Here is a 19,643-nt window from a genome sequence, read left to right on the forward strand (position 1 = left end):
CACCGGAGGGTGCGGCCCGTCCGACGGCGCTCGACCGGCGGTCCCGTCCGACGGCGCTCGACCGGCCGTCCCGTCCGACGGCGCTCGACCGGCCGTCCCGTCCGGCTGTGCTCGTCCAAAAAAGGGGGATGACCCATCGACTTCAACACCGTAGGCTTTAGCTATTAATTACACGTGTTGAGTCGTCGCGCGGAGCCCGCTCCGAGGCACGGAGATCCGGAGACCCTCTTGCCCAGTCCCTACCGCGCGATCTTCAACGCGCCCGGCACCGCGTCGTTCTCCGTCGCCGGCTTCTTCGGCCGGATGCCCCTGTCCATGATGGGCATCGGCATCGTGACCATGATCTCGCAGGTCACCGGCCGGTACGGGCTGGCCGGCGCGCTCTCCGCGACGCTGGCGGCGTCCGCCGCGGTCCTCGGCCCCCTGGTCTCCCGGCTCGTCGACCGGCACGGGCAGCGCCGGGTCCTCCGCCCGGTGACGCTGGTCTCGCTCGTGGCCGCCGCCGGGCTCCTCCTCTGCGTGCAGCAGAAGGCCCCCGACTGGACGCTCTTCGCCTTCACCGCCGTGATCGGCTGTGTGCCGAGCGTCGGCGCGATGACCCGTGCCCGCTGGGCGGCGATCTATCGCGGCGACGAGCGGCGCCTGCACACGGCGTACTCCTGGGAGTCGATCGTCGACGAGGTGTGCTTCATCTTCGGGCCGATCCTCTCGATCGGTCTGTCGACGACCTGGTTCCCCGAGGCCGGTCCGCTGTTCGCCGGGGTGTTCCTGACCATCGGTGTCTTCTGGCTGACCGCGCAGCGCGCCACCGAGCCGGTCCCGCACCCCCAGCAGGGCGCCAAGACCGGTTCCGCGCTCCGCTCCCCCGGCCTCCAGGTGCTGGCCCTCGCGTTCGTCGCCACCGGCGCCATCTTCGGCTCGGTCGACGTGGTGACCGTGGCCTTCGCCGAGGAGCAGGGCCACAAGGCCGCCGCCAGTCTCGTGCTGGCCGTCTACGCGCTGGGCTCCGGTCTGGCCGGCGCCGTCTTCGGACTGCTCCACCTCAAGAGCGAGCCGTCCCGTCGATGGCTGCTGGGCATCTGCGCGATGGCCGTGAGTATGATCCCCCTCCTACTGGCCGGGAACTTGCCGTTGCTGGCCGTGGCGCTCTTTGTCGCGGGCTTGTCCATCGCACCGACGATGGTGACCACCATGGCCCTCGTCGAAGCGCACGTACCGCGCACCAAGCTGACCGAGGGCATGACCTGGACGGGTACCGGCCTCGCGATCGGCGTGGCGCTCGGCTCCTCCGCCGCCGGCTGGGTGGTCGACGCGTCGGGGGCCGAGGCGGGGTACGTGGTGCCCGTCGTCTCGGGCGCGCTCGCGGTCGCGGTGGGTCTCCTCGGACACCGTCGGCTGCGCAGGCCGGCGCCGAACCGGGAGGGGCAGCGTGAGCGGGACGACAACAGCGGGGTCGGGCAGCACCAGGACGGCGGACAGCCCGTGGCGTAACTGGGCGGGGAACGTCACCTCCCGCCCCGTGCGGGAGGTGAGCCCGGCCTCGGCCGAGGAGCTCGCCGAGGCGGTGCGCCGGGCGGCCGAGGACGGGCTGCGGGTGAAGACGGTCGGCACCGGCCACTCCTTCACCTCGATCGCGGCCACCGACGGCGTCCTGATCCGGCCGGGTCTGCTGACCGGGATCCGGCGCATCGACCGCGAGTCGATGACCGTGACGGTCGAGTCGGGCACCCCGCTCAAGCGGCTCAACGTGGCGCTGGCCCGGGAGGGCCTGTCGCTCACGAACATGGGCGACATCATGGATCAGACCGTCGCCGGGGCCACCTCCACCGGGACGCACGGCACGGGCCGCGACTCGGCCTCGATAGCCGCGCAGATCCGCGAACTGGAGCTGGTGACGGCCTCGGGCGAGCTGCTCACCTGCTCGGAGAAGGGAGACGACGAGGAACGCGCGGTCTTCGCGGCCGCCCGGATCGGGCTCGGCGCCCTCGGCGTGGTCACCGCGATCACCTTCGCCGTGGAGCCGGTCTTCCTGCTCACCGCGCGCGAGGAGCCGATGACCTTCGACCGGGTCACCTCGGAGTTCGACGCGCTGCACGCGGAGAACGAGCACTTCGAGTTCTACTGGTTCCCCCACACGGACAACTGCAACACCAAGCGCAACAACCGCAGCGCGGGCCCCGCCGCTCCCCCCGGCCGGGTCAGCGGCTGGGTCGAGGACGAGTTGCTCTCCAACGGGCTCTTCCAGGTGGCGTGCTCACTGGGCCGCGCGGTGCCGCCGGTCATTCCCTCGATCGCCAAGTTCTCCAGCCGGGCACTGTCGGCCCGTACGTACACCGACATCCCGTACAAGGTCTTCACCTCGCCGCGCCGGGTGCGCTTCCTGGAGATGGAGTACGCGCTTCCGCGTGAGGCGGCGGTCGCCGCGCTGCGCGAGCTCAAGGCGATGGTCGAGCGCTCGCCGCTCAAGGTGAGCTTCCCGGTGGAGGTGCGGACGGCCCCGGCGGACGACATCGCGCTGTCCACGGCCTCGGGCCGGGAGACCGCGTACATCGCCGTCCACCTCTACAAGGGCACGCCCCACCGCGCGTACTTCACGGCGGTGGAGCGCATCATGACGGCGCACGGGGGCCGCCCCCACTGGGGCAAGATCCACACCCGTGACGCCGCCTACTTCTCCGAGGTCTATCCGCGCTTCGCCGAGTTCACGGCGCTGCGGGACCGGCTCGACCCGGACCGGCTCTTCGCCAACGACTATCTGCGCCGGGTCCTGGGCGACTGACGGTCACTCGGCTCCCGCGTCGGCTCCGTCCCCTGCTCCCGCCGGGGTCGGGGCCGACGGGGTCTCCGGCGTGACCGTCCCCGTGGTCGGATCCTGGGTCGGGGCCGGGGTCGGTTCCGTCGTCGGAGCCGTGGGCGTCGGGGTGGGCGTCGGCTCGCCGCCGGTCGAGTCGGAGGGCGTCGGCTCGGGCGAGGGGGTCGCGGTGCCGTTCTGCCCGTCGCCCTGGTCGCCCGGAGTCGGGGTGGCGCCCGTCGAGGGGCTGCCGGCGCCGTCGTCCGGCCGCCCGGCGCCGCCGGTGGACCCGGAGGGCGCGGTCGCGGGGTCCTTGTCCTCGGCCGGCGGCGCCTTTTGGCCCGAACCGCCATCGCCCCGGACGACGGAGCCGAAGGTGGTGGTCCCGTGCGTACCGCTGAAGTCCTGCCCCGAGACGAGTTCATAGGTGGTGATGCCGCCCATGGTGACGCCGAAGACGAGCGCGGCGGCGATCGCCGGGCGCTTCCAGCCGCGCACCCGGGTGCCGTGGGTGGTGGCCGTGCCGAACTCCTCGTCGAGCTCCTCGGCGTACGGGGCGGGTGCCCGGACCGTGCCCAGCATCAGGGTGTGGTCGTCCCGCGGCCCGGGGGCGAGCGGCACCTGACGGCCCTTCGGCTTGGCGGCGACCGTCACGTCGCGGACCTGCTCGCCGGTGCGGCGGAAGAGGTGCTGGAAGAGCGGACCACCGCAGGTGGCGATGACACTGATCACACCGGCGCCGAGGATCGTGCCGTACACGCCGAGGGTGGAGGCGAGCTTGGCGGCGATGACCGCGGCCAGGGCGCTGCCCGAGACCTGAGCCACACTCAGATCGATCCTTCTCTTCCCGCCCTCCTTCCCCTCCGGCTCGTCCGTGTCGGTTTCCGGCCTGTGACGCATCTCCAACCCCTGATCCAGCCCCTGATGGCTCATCCGTTCGCCTTGCACCCAGAAGGGACAAATGGGCGAAGGGAATGGTTCCGCTTCTGCTCTTTCTGTGAACAGCGACACGTACGGGGGAAGATCGCGGAGACTCAACTCCCGTACCGCCCGAGAAGTTGGGCGGCGCGCCGGTCCACCCAGGTGGCCCGAATGGAGTACATTGACGAACCCTGGGTCCGGACGCCCTCATGGGTGCCCGGGATCAAGGGGAGGGGGCCGGACACGGCGCTCGACCGGCGGCGCCGCGGCATCGCACGGAAACCGGCTGCACAGAGTGACCGCCTGTCACTCCGAGTAGCCAACAGGTAACCGTGTCATAACGGCGTTCCAGGGTCCACGCCCGACACGCCGGGCAACTCGGCAAGGTAGTGGCAGGCTGCACCCGGGCAGGCCACACTCGACTAGCGGAAGCAGCGACGCACGTGACGTCGGCAGGCACCACCCGGGAGGTCCCCATGCCCGAACTGCGTGTCGTGGCCGTCTCCAACGACGGCACACGACTGGTGCTGAAGGCTGCTGACAGCACGGAGTACACACTTCCGATCGACGAGCGGCTTCGCGCCGCCGTGCGCAACGACCGCGCGCGCCTCGGCCAGATCGAGATCGAGGTGGAGAGCCACCTCCGCCCCCGCGACATCCAGGCCCGGATACGAGCCGGTGCCTCCGCGGAGGAGGTCGCCCAGATGGCCGGGATCCCCGTCGACCGCGTACGTCGCTTCGAGGGCCCCGTGCTCGCGGAGCGCGCCTTCATGGCCGAGCGGGCCCGCAAGACCCCGGTCCGCAGGCCCGGCGAGAACAGCGGGCCGCAGCTCGGCGAGGCGGTGCAGGAGCGGCTGCTGCTGCGCGGCGCCGAGAAGGACACCACGCAGTGGGACTCCTGGCGGCGCGACGACGGCACCTGGGAGGTGCTGCTCGTCTACCGCGTCGCGGGCGAGGTCCACACGGCCAGCTGGACGTACGACCCGCCCCGGCGGCTCGTCCAGGCCGTGGACGACGAGGCGCGTGCCCTGATCGGCGAGACGGACGACACGATCGCCGCCGCGCCGGAACCGAGCTTCCCCTTCGTGCCGCGGATCGCCCGGCTGCCCCGGGACAGGCCGCTCGACCGCGCCCTGGACCGTCAGATCGACCGGCCGGACCGCCAGCTGGAGCGGGCGCACGCGTCCGTGGAGCCGGAGGACGAGCGGGACTCGCTGACCAGCCTCCTGGAGGCCGTGCCGAGCTTCCGCGGCGACATGATCGTGCCCGACCAGCCGGACTCGGAGCCCTCGGAAGAGGTCGAGGCGGAGGAGCCGCCGGCCCCGGCCGCTTCGGCGGGTGCCGGTTCCGCGTACGCCGATGTCCTCATGCCACGCGCGGTCTCGGGCCACCGGGACCGGCTCACCGGCACCACCGACCGCCAGGCCGAGGCGGACGGCGTCCGCCCGGGCCGCCGCGCGGCGGTGCCGAGCTGGGACGAGATCGTCTTCGGCACGCGGAGGAAGAAGCAGGACTGACGGCTGTAGCCGTACGAGGAGAGGGCCCGCGCGAGATCGGCGCGGGCCCTCTCCTCGTACGGGGGGCCGGTGCGGGCTTTCCGTGTCCGGAGGACCCGGGCGGGTTCCGCATACGGAGGACCCTGCGGGCTCCGCGTACGGAGGACCCGTGCAGGTCCCGCGTACGGACAAGCCGGGCCGGATCCGCGTACCGAGGACCCGTGCAGGTCCCGCGTACGGAGGACCCGGGCCGGATCCGTCTACGGGCTACCGCGGGTCCGGGCCCGTGGCCACCGGGCGGGTGGGATCGGCGGACCACTCCGACCAGGAGCCCGCGTAGAGCGCGGCCGGGATGCCGGCGATCTCCAGGGCCAGGACCTCGTGGGCACCGGAGACGCCCGAACCGCAGTAGACCGCGACCGGGGTCCCCTCGGCGGCGCCGAGCGAGATGAAACGGTCCCGCAGGGTGTCGGCGCCCAGGAAACGCCCCTCCGCGTCCACGTTCTCCGTCGTCGGGGCCGAGACCGCGCCCGGGATGTGCCCGCCGACCCGGTCGATCGGCTCCACGTCCCCGCGGTAGCGCTCGGCCGCCCGCGCGTCCAGGAGCAGCCCCGCGCGGGCCAGCGCCGCCGCCCCGTCGGCGTCGAGCAGCCCGAGCGCGCCAGGCTCCGGCCGGAAGTCGCCGGGCTCCGGCGTGGGCACCTTCTCCGTGAGCTCCCCCGTCCAGGCCGCGAGACCGCCGTCCAGGACCCGGACGTCCGGGTGGCCTGCCCAGCGGAGCAGCCACCAGGCGCGGGCCGCGGCCCAGCCGAGGCCGCCGTCGTAGACGACGACCGGGGTGTCCGCGGAGACACCCGCCCGGCGCATCGCGGCCCCGAAGGCCTCCGGGTCGGGGAGCGGGTGGCGTCCGCCGCCGCCGGGCGGGCCCGCGAGTTCCGTGTCGAGGTCGACGTAGACCGCGCCGGGGAGGTGCCCGGCCTCGTACGCCGGACGTCCGGGCGGGCCGCCCAGCGTCCAGCGGACGTCCAGGAGAACCGGCGGCCGGGCCCCGGCCGACTCGCTCAACAGTTCGCTTACGGCAATGATGGGCTTCATGGGTGCCATCCTCGCGCAGCCACACGGCCGCGGAGGGCGAACCCGGCGTCCTCCCCGCGTCGTCGCCACGGGATCGCGCCACTCTTTGGTGAGACCGGGGCGCGCCGCGGCCCCGTCGGTGACACCATCGGACGGGGACACGGGCACGACGATGGTCCGAGGAGAGAGTCACGATGACCGAGGCGACTCGGCGCACACCCGGCACACCCTGCTGGGTGAGCTTGATGGTGCACGGGCTTGAGGCCACCCAGGAGTTCTACAGCGCGCTCTTCGGCTGGGAGTTCGAACCAGGGCCTCAGCATCTCGGCCCGTACGTACGCGCGCTGCTCGACGGCAAGGAAGTGGCGGGCATCGGCCAGCTGCCGCCCGACCGGCATCTGCCGATCGCCTGGACGCCCTACCTGGCCACCACCGACGCCGACGAGACCGCCGAGAGCATCCGCTGCTGCGGCGGCACCGTGGCCGTGGGCCCGCTGGACGCGGGCGAGGCGGGCCGGATGGCGGTCTGCTCCGACCCGGTGGGCGCGGTCTTCGGCGTCTGGCAGGCGAAGGCGCACCACGGCACGGCGACGGCGGGACCGCCCGGGACCCCGGTGTGGAACGAGCTCCTGACGTACGAGACGTCCTCGGTCGGCAAGTTCTACCGGACGGTCTTCGGCTACGAGGTGGAGCCGGTCGTGTCCGCCGACCACGACTTCGCCACGCTGCTGGTGGACGGGCTCCCGGTGGCCTCGCTGCACGGCGTCGGCAACGCGCTGCCCCGGGACCGGGGCCCGCACTGGATGACCTACTTCGAGGTCGCCGACACGGACGCGGCCGCCCGGCTCGTCCTGCGGCTCGGCGGCCATGTGCTGCGCCCGCCGCGCGATGCCACGGCGGGACGGCTCGCCCTGGTGACGGACCCGGAGGGCGCGGTCTTCACCCTCGTCAGGTCCCCCGCCGTGTGACCCGGGGGAGGCCGCCGCCCGCACGGGCTACGCGGCGGCCTCGCACCGGGCGGAAAGTTCAGCCCCGTCGGGACCGTACGAGACTGCGGCGGAGCCGGGACTGCCTGCCGCTCCCCTGGGCCGGTGTCTCCGTGCCGCCCGGCAGACCGAGCTGGGTCAGCCGCTCGGGATCGAAGTGGTGCGCGATGCCCGGGGCGGCGTGGTGCGCGGCCAGGAAGGCGGCGGCCTCCTCGCGCATCCCCGGGTGGCTCTTGTGCCGCATGCAGTAGCCGACGGCGCGGACGAGCGGGGTGAGCGAGTCCGGCGCGGCGCCGGGGACCACGGGCTCCTCGCCCTCCTCCAGATCCGCGACCAGATGGTCGACGACGGTGAGCGGGATCCGGTTGCTGTTCTCGAAGGGGGTGAGCCGTTCGAGGACCTCGGCCGTGCCCACGCGCGCGATGGGGACGCCGTAGTAGACGGCGGCGGTGAACATCGCGGTCGAGAAGCAGCCGACGACGAGCCGGGGCCTGCACCGCTCGTAGAAGGTCTCGGCGAGCAGCGGTCCGTCGAGGACGGTGAGCCGCACGCCGGACCGCTCCGCCTCCTCCTGGAGCGCCGTGGAGTAGCCGACGGGCGCGGTCGGGTGCGGCTTGAAGACCACCGAGCGGTGTCCGGCCTCCGTGGCGCCACGGAGCATCCGTACGTGCAGTTCCTCCTCCTCCTCGACGGTGAGGAGGTTGAGGGCGGCGAGGTACTGGCCGAGCATCAGGGCCGTGGGCTCGGCGGCGGCCGCCCGGACGATCTCGGGGTCGTCGGCCGCCTCCTCGGCGATCTCGGCGAGGACCGCGCGGAAGGCGTCGTCGGGGACGAGCTCCGGCTCCACGCCGTACTCGCTCAGGAGGAGGGGGCGCAGGCCCGGCACCAGGTCGAGATGGAGGACCCGGCGGATGCGGCAGGCGACCGACTGCGCGAGGTCGTTGCGGGTCGGTCCGTAGCTCATGAGGCCGTCCGCGTAGACGTGGACGGCGCTCTCGGGGAAGGTGCCGGCCAGCGCCTTGGCGGGGTTGACCTGGATGGATTCGACGATCAGCTCGACCGGGGCGGTGCCGAGGTCCCACGCGGTGCGCATCACGCGCTGCCAGAGCGGGGCCTCCTCGGGGCGGGGGGCCCAGGCGGCGGGGTGGTACGGGTGGATCGTCTCGTTCCAGTCGAGGACGCCGTCGAAGCGGGCGGCGATCCGCTCGTAACCGGTCATCGTCTCCATGCGCAGCGCGGTCTCCGGGATCTCGGCGTTGCGCGAGATCAGCAGGAGCCGGCGGTGGTCCTCACGGGGGCCGAACTGGCCGGCGTCCAGCGAGGCCGCGAGGGTGGCGGCGCCGTACAGGGTGGACACCTGGAAGATCTGGACCGGGCGGCCGTCGGTGGCCGGGTCGAGCGCCGGTGCCTGGTCGGTGACGGGGGCGGGGGCCATGGGTCAGGCGGTCCTTACGGTGTCGCGCAGGCTCCGGAGGAGGGTGCTGCGGGGGGTGTCCATGGTGGCGAGGGTCTCTTCGAGGACCTGCTGCGGCATCCGGTGCAGCGCGTCGCGCACGTCGACGCGGAGCCGCTCGGCGACGGCGGGCTCGTACTTGCCGACCTTGCCCATGTGGAAGGCGATCATCGCGCAGTAGGTGCGGACCGCCTTCGGCAGGAACCGGTCGGCCTCCGCGTCGCGGGAGACGTCGGCGAGCAGGGTGTCGTACGACGGAATGAAGTCCAGCTGCCGGTTGTCGGTGATCTGGGTGAGCGAGGTGGTGACGCCACGGCGGTAGAAAACGCCGTGCAGGGAAAGCGCCGCGAACGTGCGGGCCTTGAGGTGGAGGCGCCAGACCCAGAGGCGGTCCTCGGCCGTTCTCAGGGACGTCTCGAAGCGGGATTCGCCGTTCTGGAAGAGACGGGAGCTGTAAATTCCGAAGGGGACGAACGGATAGTCCACCATCGTCACCATGCTGGCGGGCGAGATTCCGTCTCGGGGGTCCATCACGGTGTCGCGGCGCTTGGCCGGGGCGTACTTGATGTTCCGCTTCCGGCCCTCCGAGAGGACGTGGTCGGTACGGGCGAAGTCGCAGTCCAGGCGCTCGATTCCGGTCACCATGGCCTTCAGGTGGCCGGGCGCGTACCAGTCGTCGCCGTCGAGGAAGGTGATGTAGTCCCCGCGCGCCGCGTCGATTCCCGTGTTGCGCGCCTGGGCGACACCGCTGTTCGTCTCGTGCCGGATGACGGTGGCGTTCGGCAGACGGTCGCGCCAGCGGTCGAGGATCTCCGGGGTGTCGTCCGTCGAGCAGTCGTCGATCAGCAGGAACTCGAATTCCGGATCCGCGTTGTTCGCGAGACTGCGCAGGGTGTCGGGCGCATAGGCCCCGACATTGTGGAACGGTACGACGACGGACAGTTTCGGCACTCGGAATCCCCATACTGAATCGAACAATTAAACGCCGCTACGGCGGGTACGGTAACGCTCCACTTTTCCGGGCGAACGATCCGCGCGTGCACTCCGGGTGAACTCTTGTCGTCCCCCGCGGAAAGTCCGTGCGGAACCGGCCTCACCCGTCCGTCCGCCGACCGGCCCGTCGGTGCAGGACTCCCGTAGCGATCAGGGCGAGGAGGGCGGTCAGGCCGACGGCGCCGCCGAGCTTGAGACCCGGCGGGCGGAAGGAGCAGCTGACCGTGTTCGCCCGGCCGTCGAGCGGGATCGCGACGAGGCCCTGGTACGCGCGCGCGGGGCGCGGCTCCGCGTCACCGGCGGCGCAGCGCCAGCCGGAGATGCGTGGCGCGGCGAGCACCGCGGTCCCGGTGCTGCCCGGGGGAAGTTCGGCCGTGACGGTGTGTCCGGTGGCGCGCACCTCGGTGGCTCCGGTGGCGGTCAGCTGCCGCACGGCGGCGTCGAGCCGGGCCCGGTCCAGGCAGCCGACCGGCTGACGGGGCAGCCGGACCTTGCGCTCGGGGCTCAGTTCGATCCGTACCTCGCCGGACCCGGGCACCGTCCCGAGGGCCCGCATGGGGGCCCGGACAGCGGGCGGCTTGCCCTCGAAGTCCACGCGCGGCTCCCCCGCGAGGGTCGCGCCGCCGAGGTACTCGGGGGCCCAGAACCAGGCCTGGGAGCCCGCCGGGCAGCGGGCGCTGACGGTCCGTCCGTCACGGGTGACGGCCGGCAGCTCGTACACGTCGGCGCCGAGGAGCCGTTCCTGCTCGGCGAACGCGGAGTCCCCGGGGTGGGTGGCCGGCCGTCGCGTCGGACGGACGGTGACCAGCGGCGGTACGGCGGTGGTGGCGACGGACACCGTGGCCCGGGGCGGCGCGTCCTGTCGTACCGGCTCGGTGGGCACCGAGCGGACCCGGGTGCCGATGGAGAACAAGGCGTCGGTCACCGGGTTGTCGAGGGTGACCGGGTGGCGGCCCTTGGCGTAGTAGCCGAAGCCCAGGGAGGCCAGGGTGCGGGAGGTCACCTCGGCGGTGAGGCTGCTGTAGTAGTCGGCCCCCTGGCCGCCGACGATCAGGACGTCGTTGCCGCCGGGGACCTCTCCGGCTTCCGTCCGGTACTTCGGCCAGGCGTCCGCGCGGGCCACCTCGTCGGCCACGGCGGTGTGCCAGGGGCCGATCCGGGGGGACCAGGCGACCTTGGCGCGCTGCTGCTCCTCGATCCGCTTGCCGGTGACGGCCGCCTCCCCGGCCTGCGCGGCGACGAGGAGGAGAACGGCGAGAACGGGCAGTACGCGCGCGGTGGTCAGGGCCCGTGCAGGGGAGGCGGACGCGGTGCCGGGAGCGGACGGTTCGCTCGCCGTGGTCCTGCGGTGGTGCAGGAGGGCCGTCAGGGCGGCGGCGAGCGCGAGGGCCGCGGCCACGCCGAAGGCCGGGTAGGTCCAGCGGTCGATGTCGATGCTGCCGTGGGCCGCCCAGGCAAGCAGCCCGAGCAGGGCGCCGCCCGCGAGGAGCGCGGGAGGACGCGGCACGCCCCGGGCGGCCGAGAACCAGCCGGCGACGATCAGCAGCCCGCACAGGACGAAGGCCTGCCGGTACGGACCGCCGTTGGGCGAGGCACCCGCGTGCCAGAGCAGATGGGTCGGCTCCCACTGGAGGGAGAGCGTCACCAGGACGACCGCGGCCGACCAGCCGGCCCGGACGCGCGGGGCGACGGCTCCGTTGAAGGGCAGGGTGAGGGCGAGCGCGAGCGCGGGCGTACCGATGAAGAGGGCGGGGCTCGCGAGGCTCGCGGTGGCCGGCAGGAACCGGGCGAGGAGCTCCGCCCAGGCGGCGGGCGCGAAGGTGGACTCGGGGGTGGGGTCGGCGACCTTGGTGCCGAGGAAGATGACCACGACGAGCGGCGCGGCGAGGCCGATGCCGAGGAGCACGCCCCGCGCGGCGCGCAGCGCCCCGGCGATGCGCTGCCGTGCGTCGGCCGTCTCCTCCGCGGTGAGGAGCCGTACGAGCAGGACGACGGCGGCGCCGATGGTCGCCATGTACGCCGTGTAGAAGTTGGCGGTCCAGGCCAGGGCGACCACGACCGGGCCGAGGACGGGGCGGCGCCCGGTGCGGGCCCACTCGCCGACCAGGCAGAGCAGCGGGAAGGCGACGAGTCCGTCGAGCCACATCGGGACGGTGGCACCGAAGTTGAAGGTCCAGCCCGAGAGGGCGTACGCGCTGCCGAGTACGGCGGCGACCGGCCAGGGACCGGTCCGCAGCCGGAGGAGCAACAGCGCCATCGCCGCCCCGGCCGCGGTGATCTTGACGGCGGTGACGACGTACAGGGCGAGTTCGATGCGGTCCGCCGGGAAGAGCACGACGAGCAGGTCGAAGGGGCTGCTCAGATAGGTGCCGATGTCACCGAGGAAGTTGGCGCCGAAGCCGGAGTTCCAGTTGAGGAAGGCGTCTCCGTGCGTCTCACCGAGGAGGAACGAGCGCCAGTACGCGTGGAACGGCAGGTACTGCTGGCCCAGGTCGACGATGTTCCTGGTCACCGGACCGAAGGGGTAGCTGCGCGAGAGCCGGGTGGCGAGGGCGAGCAGGACGGCGGTGAGCAGGGCGGCCGAGAGCGGACCGGCGACGGCCGGGGAGCGCAGGCGGTGCCGCGGGGAGCCGGGCGGAGGCTTCGGGCCGCCCGTCCCCTCCTCGCCGTCGACCTCGTCGAGCACGGTCTCGGCGGCGGGGGGCACACGTCCTCCAGGGGGCGTACGGAACAGGAGCGCCCGGGTGATTCGTCACGGGCCGACCGCCATTACCGCCGAGTCGGGCGACCCGTAACCGATCATCAGGCGGTGTTTCGGTACACCTCGGGTGAACTCCCGATGTCGAGGGGTCGAGGGGGCGAGGGGGGCGAGGGGTCGGGCGGGGGCGGGACGAGGCGCGGCCGCCGGACGGGGGCGGGACGGGGACAGGGCGCGGCCGCCGGACGGGGGCGGGGCCAGGGGCAAGGCGGGGGCCGCCGGACGGGGCGGCACCCTTCGCCCACCGGGAGAACCGCTACCCGACGAGCTCGTCGACCGTCCGGGCCACCGTGCCGAACAGGTCGGTGACCGTCGTCAGGCTCGCGGCCTGGAGCGCCTCCGAGGCCGTGACGGTGCCGTCCGGCGCCTCCAGGGGACGGGTCGCGGTGGCCTCGGCGACGACGGTCGGGCGGTAGCCGAGGTTGAAGGCGCCCTGCGCGGTGAAGAGGACGCACATGTGCGTCATGAACCCGGCGATGACCAGGTCTCCGGTGACGCCGAGGTCCTTCAGGGTCTCTTCGAGGTCGGTGGCGTGGAAGGCGTTGGGGAACTGCTTGACGACGACCTTCTCGCCCTCGATCGGGGCGACTTCGGGGCTGATCGCGCCGATCTCGGCACGGATGTCGTAGGGAGTGCCCTCGCCGCCGTCGTTGACGATGTGCACGACGGGCACCCCCGCCGCTCGGGCGGCGGCGAGCAGACGCGCGCCAGCGGCCACGGCCTTCTCGGCCTCGTCGAGCCGCATGACGCCACTGCGGTAGGTGTTCTGGAAGTCGATCATGATCAGCGTGGACTCGCTCAGGCGGGGCAGGTCCTGGGGAAGGCCGATCACATCACGGAGGGTGGTGGAGGCGGTCATGGCGGTTCCTTTCACAGGGAGGGGCAGAGGGAGAGATCGGGGTTCACGAGAGGTTCTTCGGGGTGCCGTCCGGCGCGAGGTCGACGAGCTCGCCCTCGATCCCCTCGTCCTCGAACGCCTTCACGAGGGACCGCAGGTCCTCGGAGTAGATGTTCCAGCTGTCGGTGTGCACCGGAACGACCTGGCGAGGCGCGAGGTCCTTCGCCACCAGGGCGGCGTTCGCGGAGGTCAGGGTCAGCGGCGCGTTGTCGAGGATCGCGGGGGTGCGGGCGGCGCCGTCAAAACTCTCGCTGCCGCAGGCGGCGAGGAGGGTCACGCCCACGGTGGCCGCCAAGGCCCCTGCGGCGACGCGACGGAACGTCGAACGGTTCATGGGGAACACCAGCTCTCTCGTGGCGAACGGTGGGAAGACCCGGAGGCGGCGCCCGACCCCCCGAGACGTTTTCAACGCTAACACAGCTTGTAATCATCGATTACGAAAGGGTGTTAGCGCTGATATCGTGGGAGGCATGTCGACGGCACGCGCGCGCATCCTGGAAGCCACCGAGGAACTCCTCGCCACCAAGGACGCGCTGGCGATCTCGACCCGTGCCATCTGCGACCGGGCGAAGGTCGGCATGCCCGAGATCTACCGGCAGTTCGGCGACAAGCAGGGCCTGCTCACCGCGGTCGCCGACATCGGCTTCGAGCGCTTCCTCGCCGAGAAGCGCAAGAATCCGCTCACGGACGATCCGGTGGCGGACCTGCGGACGGCCTGGGACAGCCATGTCGCCTTCGCACTCCGCAACCCGCACCTCTACCGGCTGATGTTCACGCCGACCGGCGACGCGAAGCCGGGCGGCATCAAGGAGGCGCAGGCGATCCTCCTGACGGCGGTGGAGCGCTGCCGTGACGCCGGCAGGCTCCGGACGAGCCCGGAGCTCGCCGGGCGCTCGATCCTCTCGGCCAACGTGGGCGTGTGCATGATGGCGCTCTCGTTCCCCGACCTGTTCGGGGACTCCGACACCGCTCCGGCGGTACGGGACGCGGTGATCGGGAAGGTCACCGGCGACGAGCGCGAGGACAGCCGGATCGGTACGGCGACCGTCCTCGCCCAGGCCCTGGTCGCCACCCTCACCGGCACGCCCACCCCCGACGGCGCCACCCTCGACCGGCTGACCGCCGCCCGGCGCCCGGCCGCGCCGCCCTCGGAGACGTAACCGCCGGTCGGCTGCCGCCGCACCCTTCGCCCGCCACCCGTCGCCCGCCATCCGTCGCCCACCGTCCGTTGCACGGTCCGGGCAGGGCGGGCGCGCGCTGCGCCGCACCCACCTTGCCGAAAGGCCGACCTAGGTGGCTATAGTGCTAGGCAACTAGATAAATGGAGGAACCGGTGATTGAGTTCCACCTGAACAGCCGGTCCGGGCTGTCGCCGTACCAGCAGCTCGTCCAACAGGTGCGCCACGCACTGCGTCTCGGCCTCCTGGAGGAGGGCGACCGGCTGCCGACGGTCAAGGACGTGGCGAGGCAGATGGCGGTCAACCCGAACACGGTGCTCAAGGCGTACCGGGAGCTGGAGCACGACGGCCTGGTGGCCGCCCGCCCCGGCGTCGGGACGTTCGTGACCCGGACGCTGGCCGACGGCACGCTCGCCGCGCACGGACCGCTGCGCAAGGACCTGCAACGCTGGCTGACCAAGGCCCGCCTGGCCGGGCTCGACGACGAGAGCATCGAGGCGCTGTTCGCGAACACGTTTCGCGACGCCGCCGGAGAGGACGTGGCGTGAGCGCCGTCTTGCGAGCCCAGGGCCTGGGCAAGAGGTACAAGCAGCGCTGGGCGCTGCGGGACTGTGACCTGGACGTCCCCGCGGGTCGGGTGGTCGGCCTGGTCGGCCCCAACGGCGCAGGCAAGTCGACCTTGTTGAAGCTGGCCTCCGGCATGCTGACCCCGACGGCCGGCACCATCGAGGTGTGCGGCGGCCGTCCCGCCGAGGGAGTGGAACAGCTGGCCAAGGTCGGCTTCGTCGCCCAGGACACCCCGACCTACTCCGCGCTGAGCGTCGCCGACCACCTCGACCTCGGCAAGCGCCTCAACCCGAACTGGGACGACGCCCTGGCGCGCGACCGGGTCCGTCGCCTCGGTCTGGACCCCAAGCAGCGGGCCGGCAAGCTGTCCGGAGGCCAGCGCGCGCAGCTCGCGCTCACCCTGGGCATCGCCAAGCGCCCGGAACTGCTCATCCTGGACGAGCCGGTCGCGGCCCTGGACCCGCTCGCCCGACGGGAGTTCATGCAGGACCTGATGGAGGCCGTCGCCGAGCACGAACTGAGCGTCGTGCTCTCTTCCCACCTGGTCTCCGACGTGGAGCGAACCTGCGACTACATCATCGTCCTGGTCGACTCCCAGGTGCAGGTGGCCGACGACATCGACGACCTCCTCGCCTCCCACCACCGGCTCACCGGACCGCGCCGGAACCCGGACACGCTCCCGGCCGGTCAGCACGTCATCACCGCCAGCCACACCGACCGGCAGACCACCCTCCTGGTGCGCACCGACACCACGGTCCACGATCCGTCCTGGACCGTCGGCCCGCTCGGTCTGGAGGACATCGTCCTGGCCTACATGACCCGGCCCGCCGATGCGGTACGTGACACCCGACCCGCACTGGAGGTACTCCGATGATCTGGCTGACCTGGCGCCAGTTCCGCACGCAGGCCGCGGTGATGTTCGCCGCCGTCGCTGCCCTCGCCGCCGCCCTCGCTGTCACCGGCCCACAGCTGGCCGACCTCTACCGAGCTGCCGGCAGCCGCCTGGTGGACCAGGTCTCCAGCGCGGACCAGACCGTCTACTACGCCGGACTGCTGGTGGTGCTCGCCGTGCCGGCGGTCATCGGGATGTTCTGGGGCGCGCCGCTGATCGCCCGTGAGCTGGAGACCGGCACCCACTACCTCGCATGGAACCAGGGCGTCACCCGCACCCGCTGGCTGGCGACGAAACTGGGCCTCGGCACGGCGGCCGCCATGACCGTCGCCGGACTGGCCTCACTCGCGGTGAGCTGGTGGAGCAGCCCCATCGACCGGGCTGTCAACGGCGGTGGCGCGACGGACACCTACTTCCCGCGGCTCGACCCCGTGGCCTTCGCCGCACGGGGTGTCGTCCCCATGGCGTACGCCGCCTTCGCCTTCGCCCTGGGCGTCGCCCTCGGCCTCGTCATCCGCCGCACCCTGCCCGCGATGGCGACCACGTTCGCCCTCTACACCGCCGTCCAGATCTCCGCGCCGATGTGGATCCGGCCCCACCTGGCTGCCACGGAGCGGACCACCGTGCCGATCGAGCCCGGCGGCGCTCCCATCAGCATCCAGGAGAACGCCGAGCAGATCGTCGCGCATCCCGAGGTGCCCGGTGCCTGGGAAACCTCCCAGCAGACGCTGAACGCCGCAGGTCAGCCGACCACCGTGCCGTCGTCCTTCGCCGACTGCCTGCACACCGAGTCGGGCCCGCCCACCCTGCAGCAGTTCGAACGCTGCGTCGGCGACCTCGGCGCCCTGGGCTACAAGCAGCAGGTGACGTATCAGCCGGCCGGGAACTTCTGGGCCCTTCAATGGGCCGAGACCGGGCTCTACCTCGGCCTCGCCCTGGCCCTGACCGGGTTCTGCGCCTGGTGGATCCGCCGCCGGGCGACCTGACAGACGACCGTCCCACAACGGAGCACCTGGCGCTGATGCCGGCTGTCGAGAGAAGCTGATGCCGGCTGTCCAGGGAAGCGGCAGGCCTCAGCCGTTGACCGGCAGCACGTCCGGGGAGAGGACGCCCGCGCGGGCCGAGGCCGAGGTCATCCGGCGACGGTGATGGCGCCGGCACAGCACCTCGTAACCGATCTCCTCGGCCGGGCGGTTCACGTCGCCGACGACGACCTGCTCGCCCTCGACGACCATCTCGCCGCCCACCGTGCGGGCGTTGTGCGTGGCGCGGGCACCGCACCAGCACAGCGCCTCGACCTGGAGCTGCTCGATGCGGTCCGCCAGCTCGATGAGCCGCTGCGAGCCCGGGAACAGCTTGGTCCGGAAGTCGGTGGTGATGCCGAAGGCGAAGACGTCGAGACCGAGGTCGTCGACGACCCGGGCGAGCTGGTCGATCTGCTCCGGGGCGAGGAACTGGGCCTCGTCGACGATCACGTAGTCGGCCTTGCCGCCCTGGGAGAGCTGGGCGACGAGGTACGCGTACAGATCCATGCCCTGCGGCGCCTCGACCGCCTCCGTCACCAGGCCGAGCCGGGAGGAGAGCTTGCCCTCGCCCGCCCGGTCGTCACGGGTGAAGATCACGCCCTGGAGCCCCCGCGCGTCGCGGTTGTGGGCGATCTGGAGTGCCAGGGTGCTCTTCCCGCAATCCATGGTTCCGGAGAAGAAGACCAGCTCGGGCATGACGGGACGGGGACCTTTCAGGTCGTGGAGGGGGAAGGGTGGCCGGGGCGTCCGGGTGTCCGGAGATCCGGCGGGTTCAGGGGCGGACTTCGAGCAGCGGGACGAGCTGCTCCGCAGAGGTCATGGACCCGTGCATGCCGACCATCGCGGACTCGTGGGGCTCGTTCACGGAGGCGGTGATCGCCACGTCGTCGTGGGCCGCGGCGACGACGTCGCCGATCCGCCCGTACACGCGCTCGTCGATCTCGTCCCCGAACCAGCCGAGCGAGATCGCCTCGTCGCGGCTCGCGACCCAGAACTGCTCGCCGATCACCTCGCGCCAGCAGGTGAGGACGTCCGCCTCGGCACCGGGCACGGCGTAGACGTGCCGGGCACGCCCCTCGCCGCCGAGGAGCGCGACGCCCGCGCGGAGCTCCCAGTCCTCGTCGAAGTCGATGCGGTGCTGCTCGTCGAAGGGGATGTCGACCATGCCGTGGTCGGCCGTGACGTACAGCGCCGAGCGGGCCGGCAGCTGCTCGGCGAGCCGCTGCACGAGCCGGTCGACGAACATCAGCTGGCCGCGCCAGGCGTCGGAGTCGATGCCGAAGCGGTGTCCGGCACCGTCGAGTTCGCTGTAGTACGTGTAGACCAGCGAGCGGTCGCCGGCGGCGAGCTGCTCGGCGGCGAAGTCCATGCGCTCCTCGCCGGAGAGCCGCCCGTGAAACGTTCCGCCGCTGAGCGCGACCTTGGTGAGCGGGGTCTGCTCGAAGATCGGGGAGGACACCTGCGCGGTGTGGATCCCGGCCTCGTGGGCGAGCTGGAAGACGGTGGGGTACGGCTGCCAGACCTGCGGCGCGGTCCACGGCTTCCAGCGGAGCTGGTTCATCAGCTCGCCGGTGGCGGGGTTGCGCACGGTGTAGCCGGGCAGCCCGTGCGTACCGGGGAAGCGGCCGGTGCCGACGGAGGCGAGCGAGGTCGCGGTGGTGGCGGGGAAGCCCGCGGTGACCGGCCGGCCGGTGCCTCCGCGCGAGGAGCCGAGGAGCGAGGTCAGATAGGGGGCCTCGTCCGGGTGGGCCTTGATCTGCTCCCAGCCGAGCCCGTCGATCAGGAAGACGCAGTTCCGGTCGGCCGGGGTGAGCTCGGTGATCCGGGCGTCGAACCCGGGCACGCCCTGACCGGCGACGAGCGTCGGCAGCACGTCGCCGAGGGACCCGAAGGTGTACTCGGGGACCGGCGCGGTGTCGGGGGCGAGCGGAACCGGGTCGTCGGGCCAGCCGTGTGCCACGGCGGTCGGCTGCACCATCAGCGGGTGGGGGCGGCGGTGGCCGCGATGGCTTCGGACAGGGCCTGGGCGAAGACGAGGGTCTGCCGGACGGTGTCCGGGCCGTCCCCGGCCTCGCTCACCCGGAGGCTGAGGTCGTCGGCGGTGGCGTTGCCCGTGTAGCCGTGGTCGGCGTCGCAGTTGGCGTCGCCGCAGGCGGCGGGCTCCAGGTCGATGCGGGAGACGGCACCCCAGCCGATGGTGAGGACCACCTCGCGGGGCAGCGTGCCCGGCGTGTACGACTCCGGGTTGGCGACGACACGGCTGACGACGACCGACGAGATCCGGTCGAGCTTCACGGACTCGGTGGACGTCGTGGCGTACGGCGTCGGGGAGCTGGTGTCGGCGGCCTGCTCGTCGGTGTGGCTGACGATGAAGCGGTGCGGCGTCAGGACGAGGACGGTGACATGGCGCCGGACCTCGTTGGCGTCGAAGGTGGTCTCCTGGTGCACGACATACGACGCCACGGCCTCGCCGCCGACAGCGGCCTCCACCGCCTCGGCCACGAGGGCCGGGTAGTAGCCGCTGCGCTCGATCGCCGCGCGCAGCCCCTGGGTCGTCGTACCGGTCTTCGCCATGGACTCCATCCTACGGGGCTGTGGGGCCCCCTCAGGC

Annotated in this window: 18 protein-coding genes; 8 read left to right on the forward strand and 10 right to left on the reverse strand. The window is 72.4% G+C overall.

Annotated elements, in window-relative coordinates; translation table 11 throughout:
• Nucleotides 1-228: 228 nt before the first annotated feature.
• On the forward strand, nt 229-1,491 hold the full coding sequence (locus N5875_RS09685; protein ID WP_318207464.1) for an MFS transporter: 1,263 nt from the start codon (nt 229-231) through the stop codon (nt 1,489-1,491).
• Nucleotides 1,430-2,779 carry a D-arabinono-1,4-lactone oxidase gene (locus tag N5875_RS09690; RefSeq protein ID WP_318207465.1) on the forward strand — a complete coding sequence of 450 codons (1,350 nt, stop codon included), beginning with the start codon at nt 1,430-1,432 and terminating at the stop codon, nt 2,777-2,779. Before N5875_RS09685 ends, N5875_RS09690 begins: the two co-directional genes overlap by 62 nt.
• Nucleotides 2,780-2,782: 3 nt before the next feature.
• Here N5875_RS09690 and N5875_RS09695 read toward each other — a convergent pair whose 3' ends face one another.
• Nucleotides 2,783-3,616 carry a hypothetical protein gene (locus N5875_RS09695; protein ID WP_338493097.1) on the reverse strand — a complete coding sequence of 278 codons (834 nt, stop codon included), beginning with the start codon at nt 3,614-3,616 and terminating at the stop codon, nt 2,783-2,785.
• A 539-nt stretch (nt 3,617-4,155) separates the two neighbouring features.
• On the opposite strand from N5875_RS09695, the gene sepH reads away from it, so the two are divergent.
• Nucleotides 4,156-5,229, forward strand: a complete 1,074-nt coding sequence (gene sepH / locus N5875_RS09700; protein ID WP_318207467.1) for a septation protein SepH — start codon at nt 4,156-4,158, stop codon at nt 5,227-5,229.
• Between the two features lie 246 nt (nt 5,230-5,475).
• Here sepH and N5875_RS09705 read toward each other — a convergent pair whose 3' ends face one another.
• Entirely contained in the window at nt 5,476-6,303 is an 828-nt protein-coding gene (locus N5875_RS09705) for a sulfurtransferase (RefSeq protein ID WP_318207468.1), read from the reverse strand.
• A 173-nt stretch (nt 6,304-6,476) separates the two neighbouring features.
• On the opposite strand from N5875_RS09705, the gene N5875_RS09710 reads away from it, so the two are divergent.
• Nucleotides 6,477-7,250 (forward strand): VOC family protein, encoded by a 774-nt coding sequence (locus tag N5875_RS09710; protein WP_318207469.1) that lies wholly within the window; start codon nt 6,477-6,479, stop codon nt 7,248-7,250.
• A gap of 58 nt (nt 7,251-7,308) precedes the next feature.
• Here N5875_RS09710 and N5875_RS09715 read toward each other — a convergent pair whose 3' ends face one another.
• The 5 genes from N5875_RS09715 to N5875_RS09735 all read right to left on the reverse strand — a co-directional run bounded on the left by N5875_RS09715 (nt 7,309) and on the right by N5875_RS09735 (nt 13,704).
• Nucleotides 7,309-8,703 (reverse strand): polysialyltransferase family glycosyltransferase, encoded by a 1,395-nt coding sequence (locus N5875_RS09715; protein WP_338493102.1) that lies wholly within the window; start codon nt 8,701-8,703, stop codon nt 7,309-7,311.
• Nucleotides 8,704-8,706: 3 nt separating this feature from the next.
• The gene (locus N5875_RS09720; RefSeq protein ID WP_318207471.1) at nt 8,707-9,672 is read right to left on the reverse strand and encodes a glycosyltransferase family 2 protein; all 966 of its coding nucleotides are present in this window, start codon (nt 9,670-9,672) and stop codon (nt 8,707-8,709) included.
• Between the two features lie 142 nt (nt 9,673-9,814).
• Nucleotides 9,815-12,421, reverse strand: a complete 2,607-nt coding sequence (locus N5875_RS09725) for a YfhO family protein (protein ID WP_338493104.1) — start codon at nt 12,419-12,421, stop codon at nt 9,815-9,817.
• Nucleotides 12,422-12,728: 307 nt separating this feature from the next.
• The gene (locus N5875_RS09730; RefSeq protein WP_338493107.1) at nt 12,729-13,331 is read right to left on the reverse strand and encodes an isochorismatase family protein; all 603 of its coding nucleotides are present in this window, start codon (nt 13,329-13,331) and stop codon (nt 12,729-12,731) included.
• A gap of 43 nt (nt 13,332-13,374) precedes the next feature.
• On the reverse strand, nt 13,375-13,704 hold the full coding sequence (locus N5875_RS09735) for a hypothetical protein (protein ID WP_318207474.1): 330 nt from the start codon (nt 13,702-13,704) through the stop codon (nt 13,375-13,377).
• Between the two features lie 136 nt (nt 13,705-13,840).
• Here N5875_RS09735 and N5875_RS09740 point away from each other — a divergent pair, with 136 nt between their 5' ends.
• The 4 genes from N5875_RS09740 to N5875_RS09755 all read left to right on the forward strand — a co-directional run bounded on the left by N5875_RS09740 (nt 13,841) and on the right by N5875_RS09755 (nt 16,993).
• Entirely contained in the window at nt 13,841-14,530 is a 690-nt protein-coding gene (locus N5875_RS09740) for a TetR/AcrR family transcriptional regulator (RefSeq protein WP_338493109.1), read from the forward strand.
• Nucleotides 14,531-14,691: 161 nt separating this feature from the next.
• Entirely contained in the window at nt 14,692-15,096 is a 405-nt protein-coding gene (locus N5875_RS09745; protein ID WP_318207476.1) for a GntR family transcriptional regulator, read from the forward strand.
• Nucleotides 15,093-15,989, forward strand: coding sequence for an ABC transporter ATP-binding protein (locus N5875_RS09750; protein WP_318207477.1), 897 nt, complete (start codon nt 15,093-15,095; stop codon nt 15,987-15,989). Before N5875_RS09745 ends, N5875_RS09750 begins: the two co-directional genes overlap by 4 nt.
• Nucleotides 15,986-16,993, forward strand: coding sequence for an ABC transporter permease subunit (locus tag N5875_RS09755; protein WP_318207478.1), 1,008 nt, complete (start codon nt 15,986-15,988; stop codon nt 16,991-16,993). The genes N5875_RS09750 and N5875_RS09755 overlap by 4 nt, the downstream gene beginning before the upstream one ends.
• Nucleotides 16,994-17,080: 87 nt before the next feature.
• Here N5875_RS09755 and N5875_RS09760 read toward each other — a convergent pair whose 3' ends face one another.
• From N5875_RS09760 to N5875_RS09770, 3 genes are all read right to left on the reverse strand, one after another.
• Nucleotides 17,081-17,728: a thymidine kinase gene (locus N5875_RS09760; protein WP_338493114.1), complete on the reverse strand. Its 648-nt coding sequence runs from the start codon at nt 17,726-17,728 to the stop codon at nt 17,081-17,083.
• A 76-nt stretch (nt 17,729-17,804) separates the two neighbouring features.
• Nucleotides 17,805-19,010, reverse strand: a complete 1,206-nt coding sequence (locus N5875_RS09765) for an alkaline phosphatase family protein (protein ID WP_318207480.1) — start codon at nt 19,008-19,010, stop codon at nt 17,805-17,807.
• Complete coding sequence (locus tag N5875_RS09770; RefSeq protein ID WP_030325407.1) at nt 19,010-19,606, reverse strand: DUF5998 family protein; 597 nt, start codon at nt 19,604-19,606, stop codon at nt 19,010-19,012. Before N5875_RS09770 ends, N5875_RS09765 begins: the two co-directional genes overlap by 1 nt.
• Nucleotides 19,607-19,643: the final 37 nt, after the last annotated feature.

This window comes from Streptomyces sp. SJL17-4 (genome assembly GCF_036826855.1).
Lineage (GTDB): Bacteria > Actinomycetota > Actinomycetes > Streptomycetales > Streptomycetaceae > Streptomyces.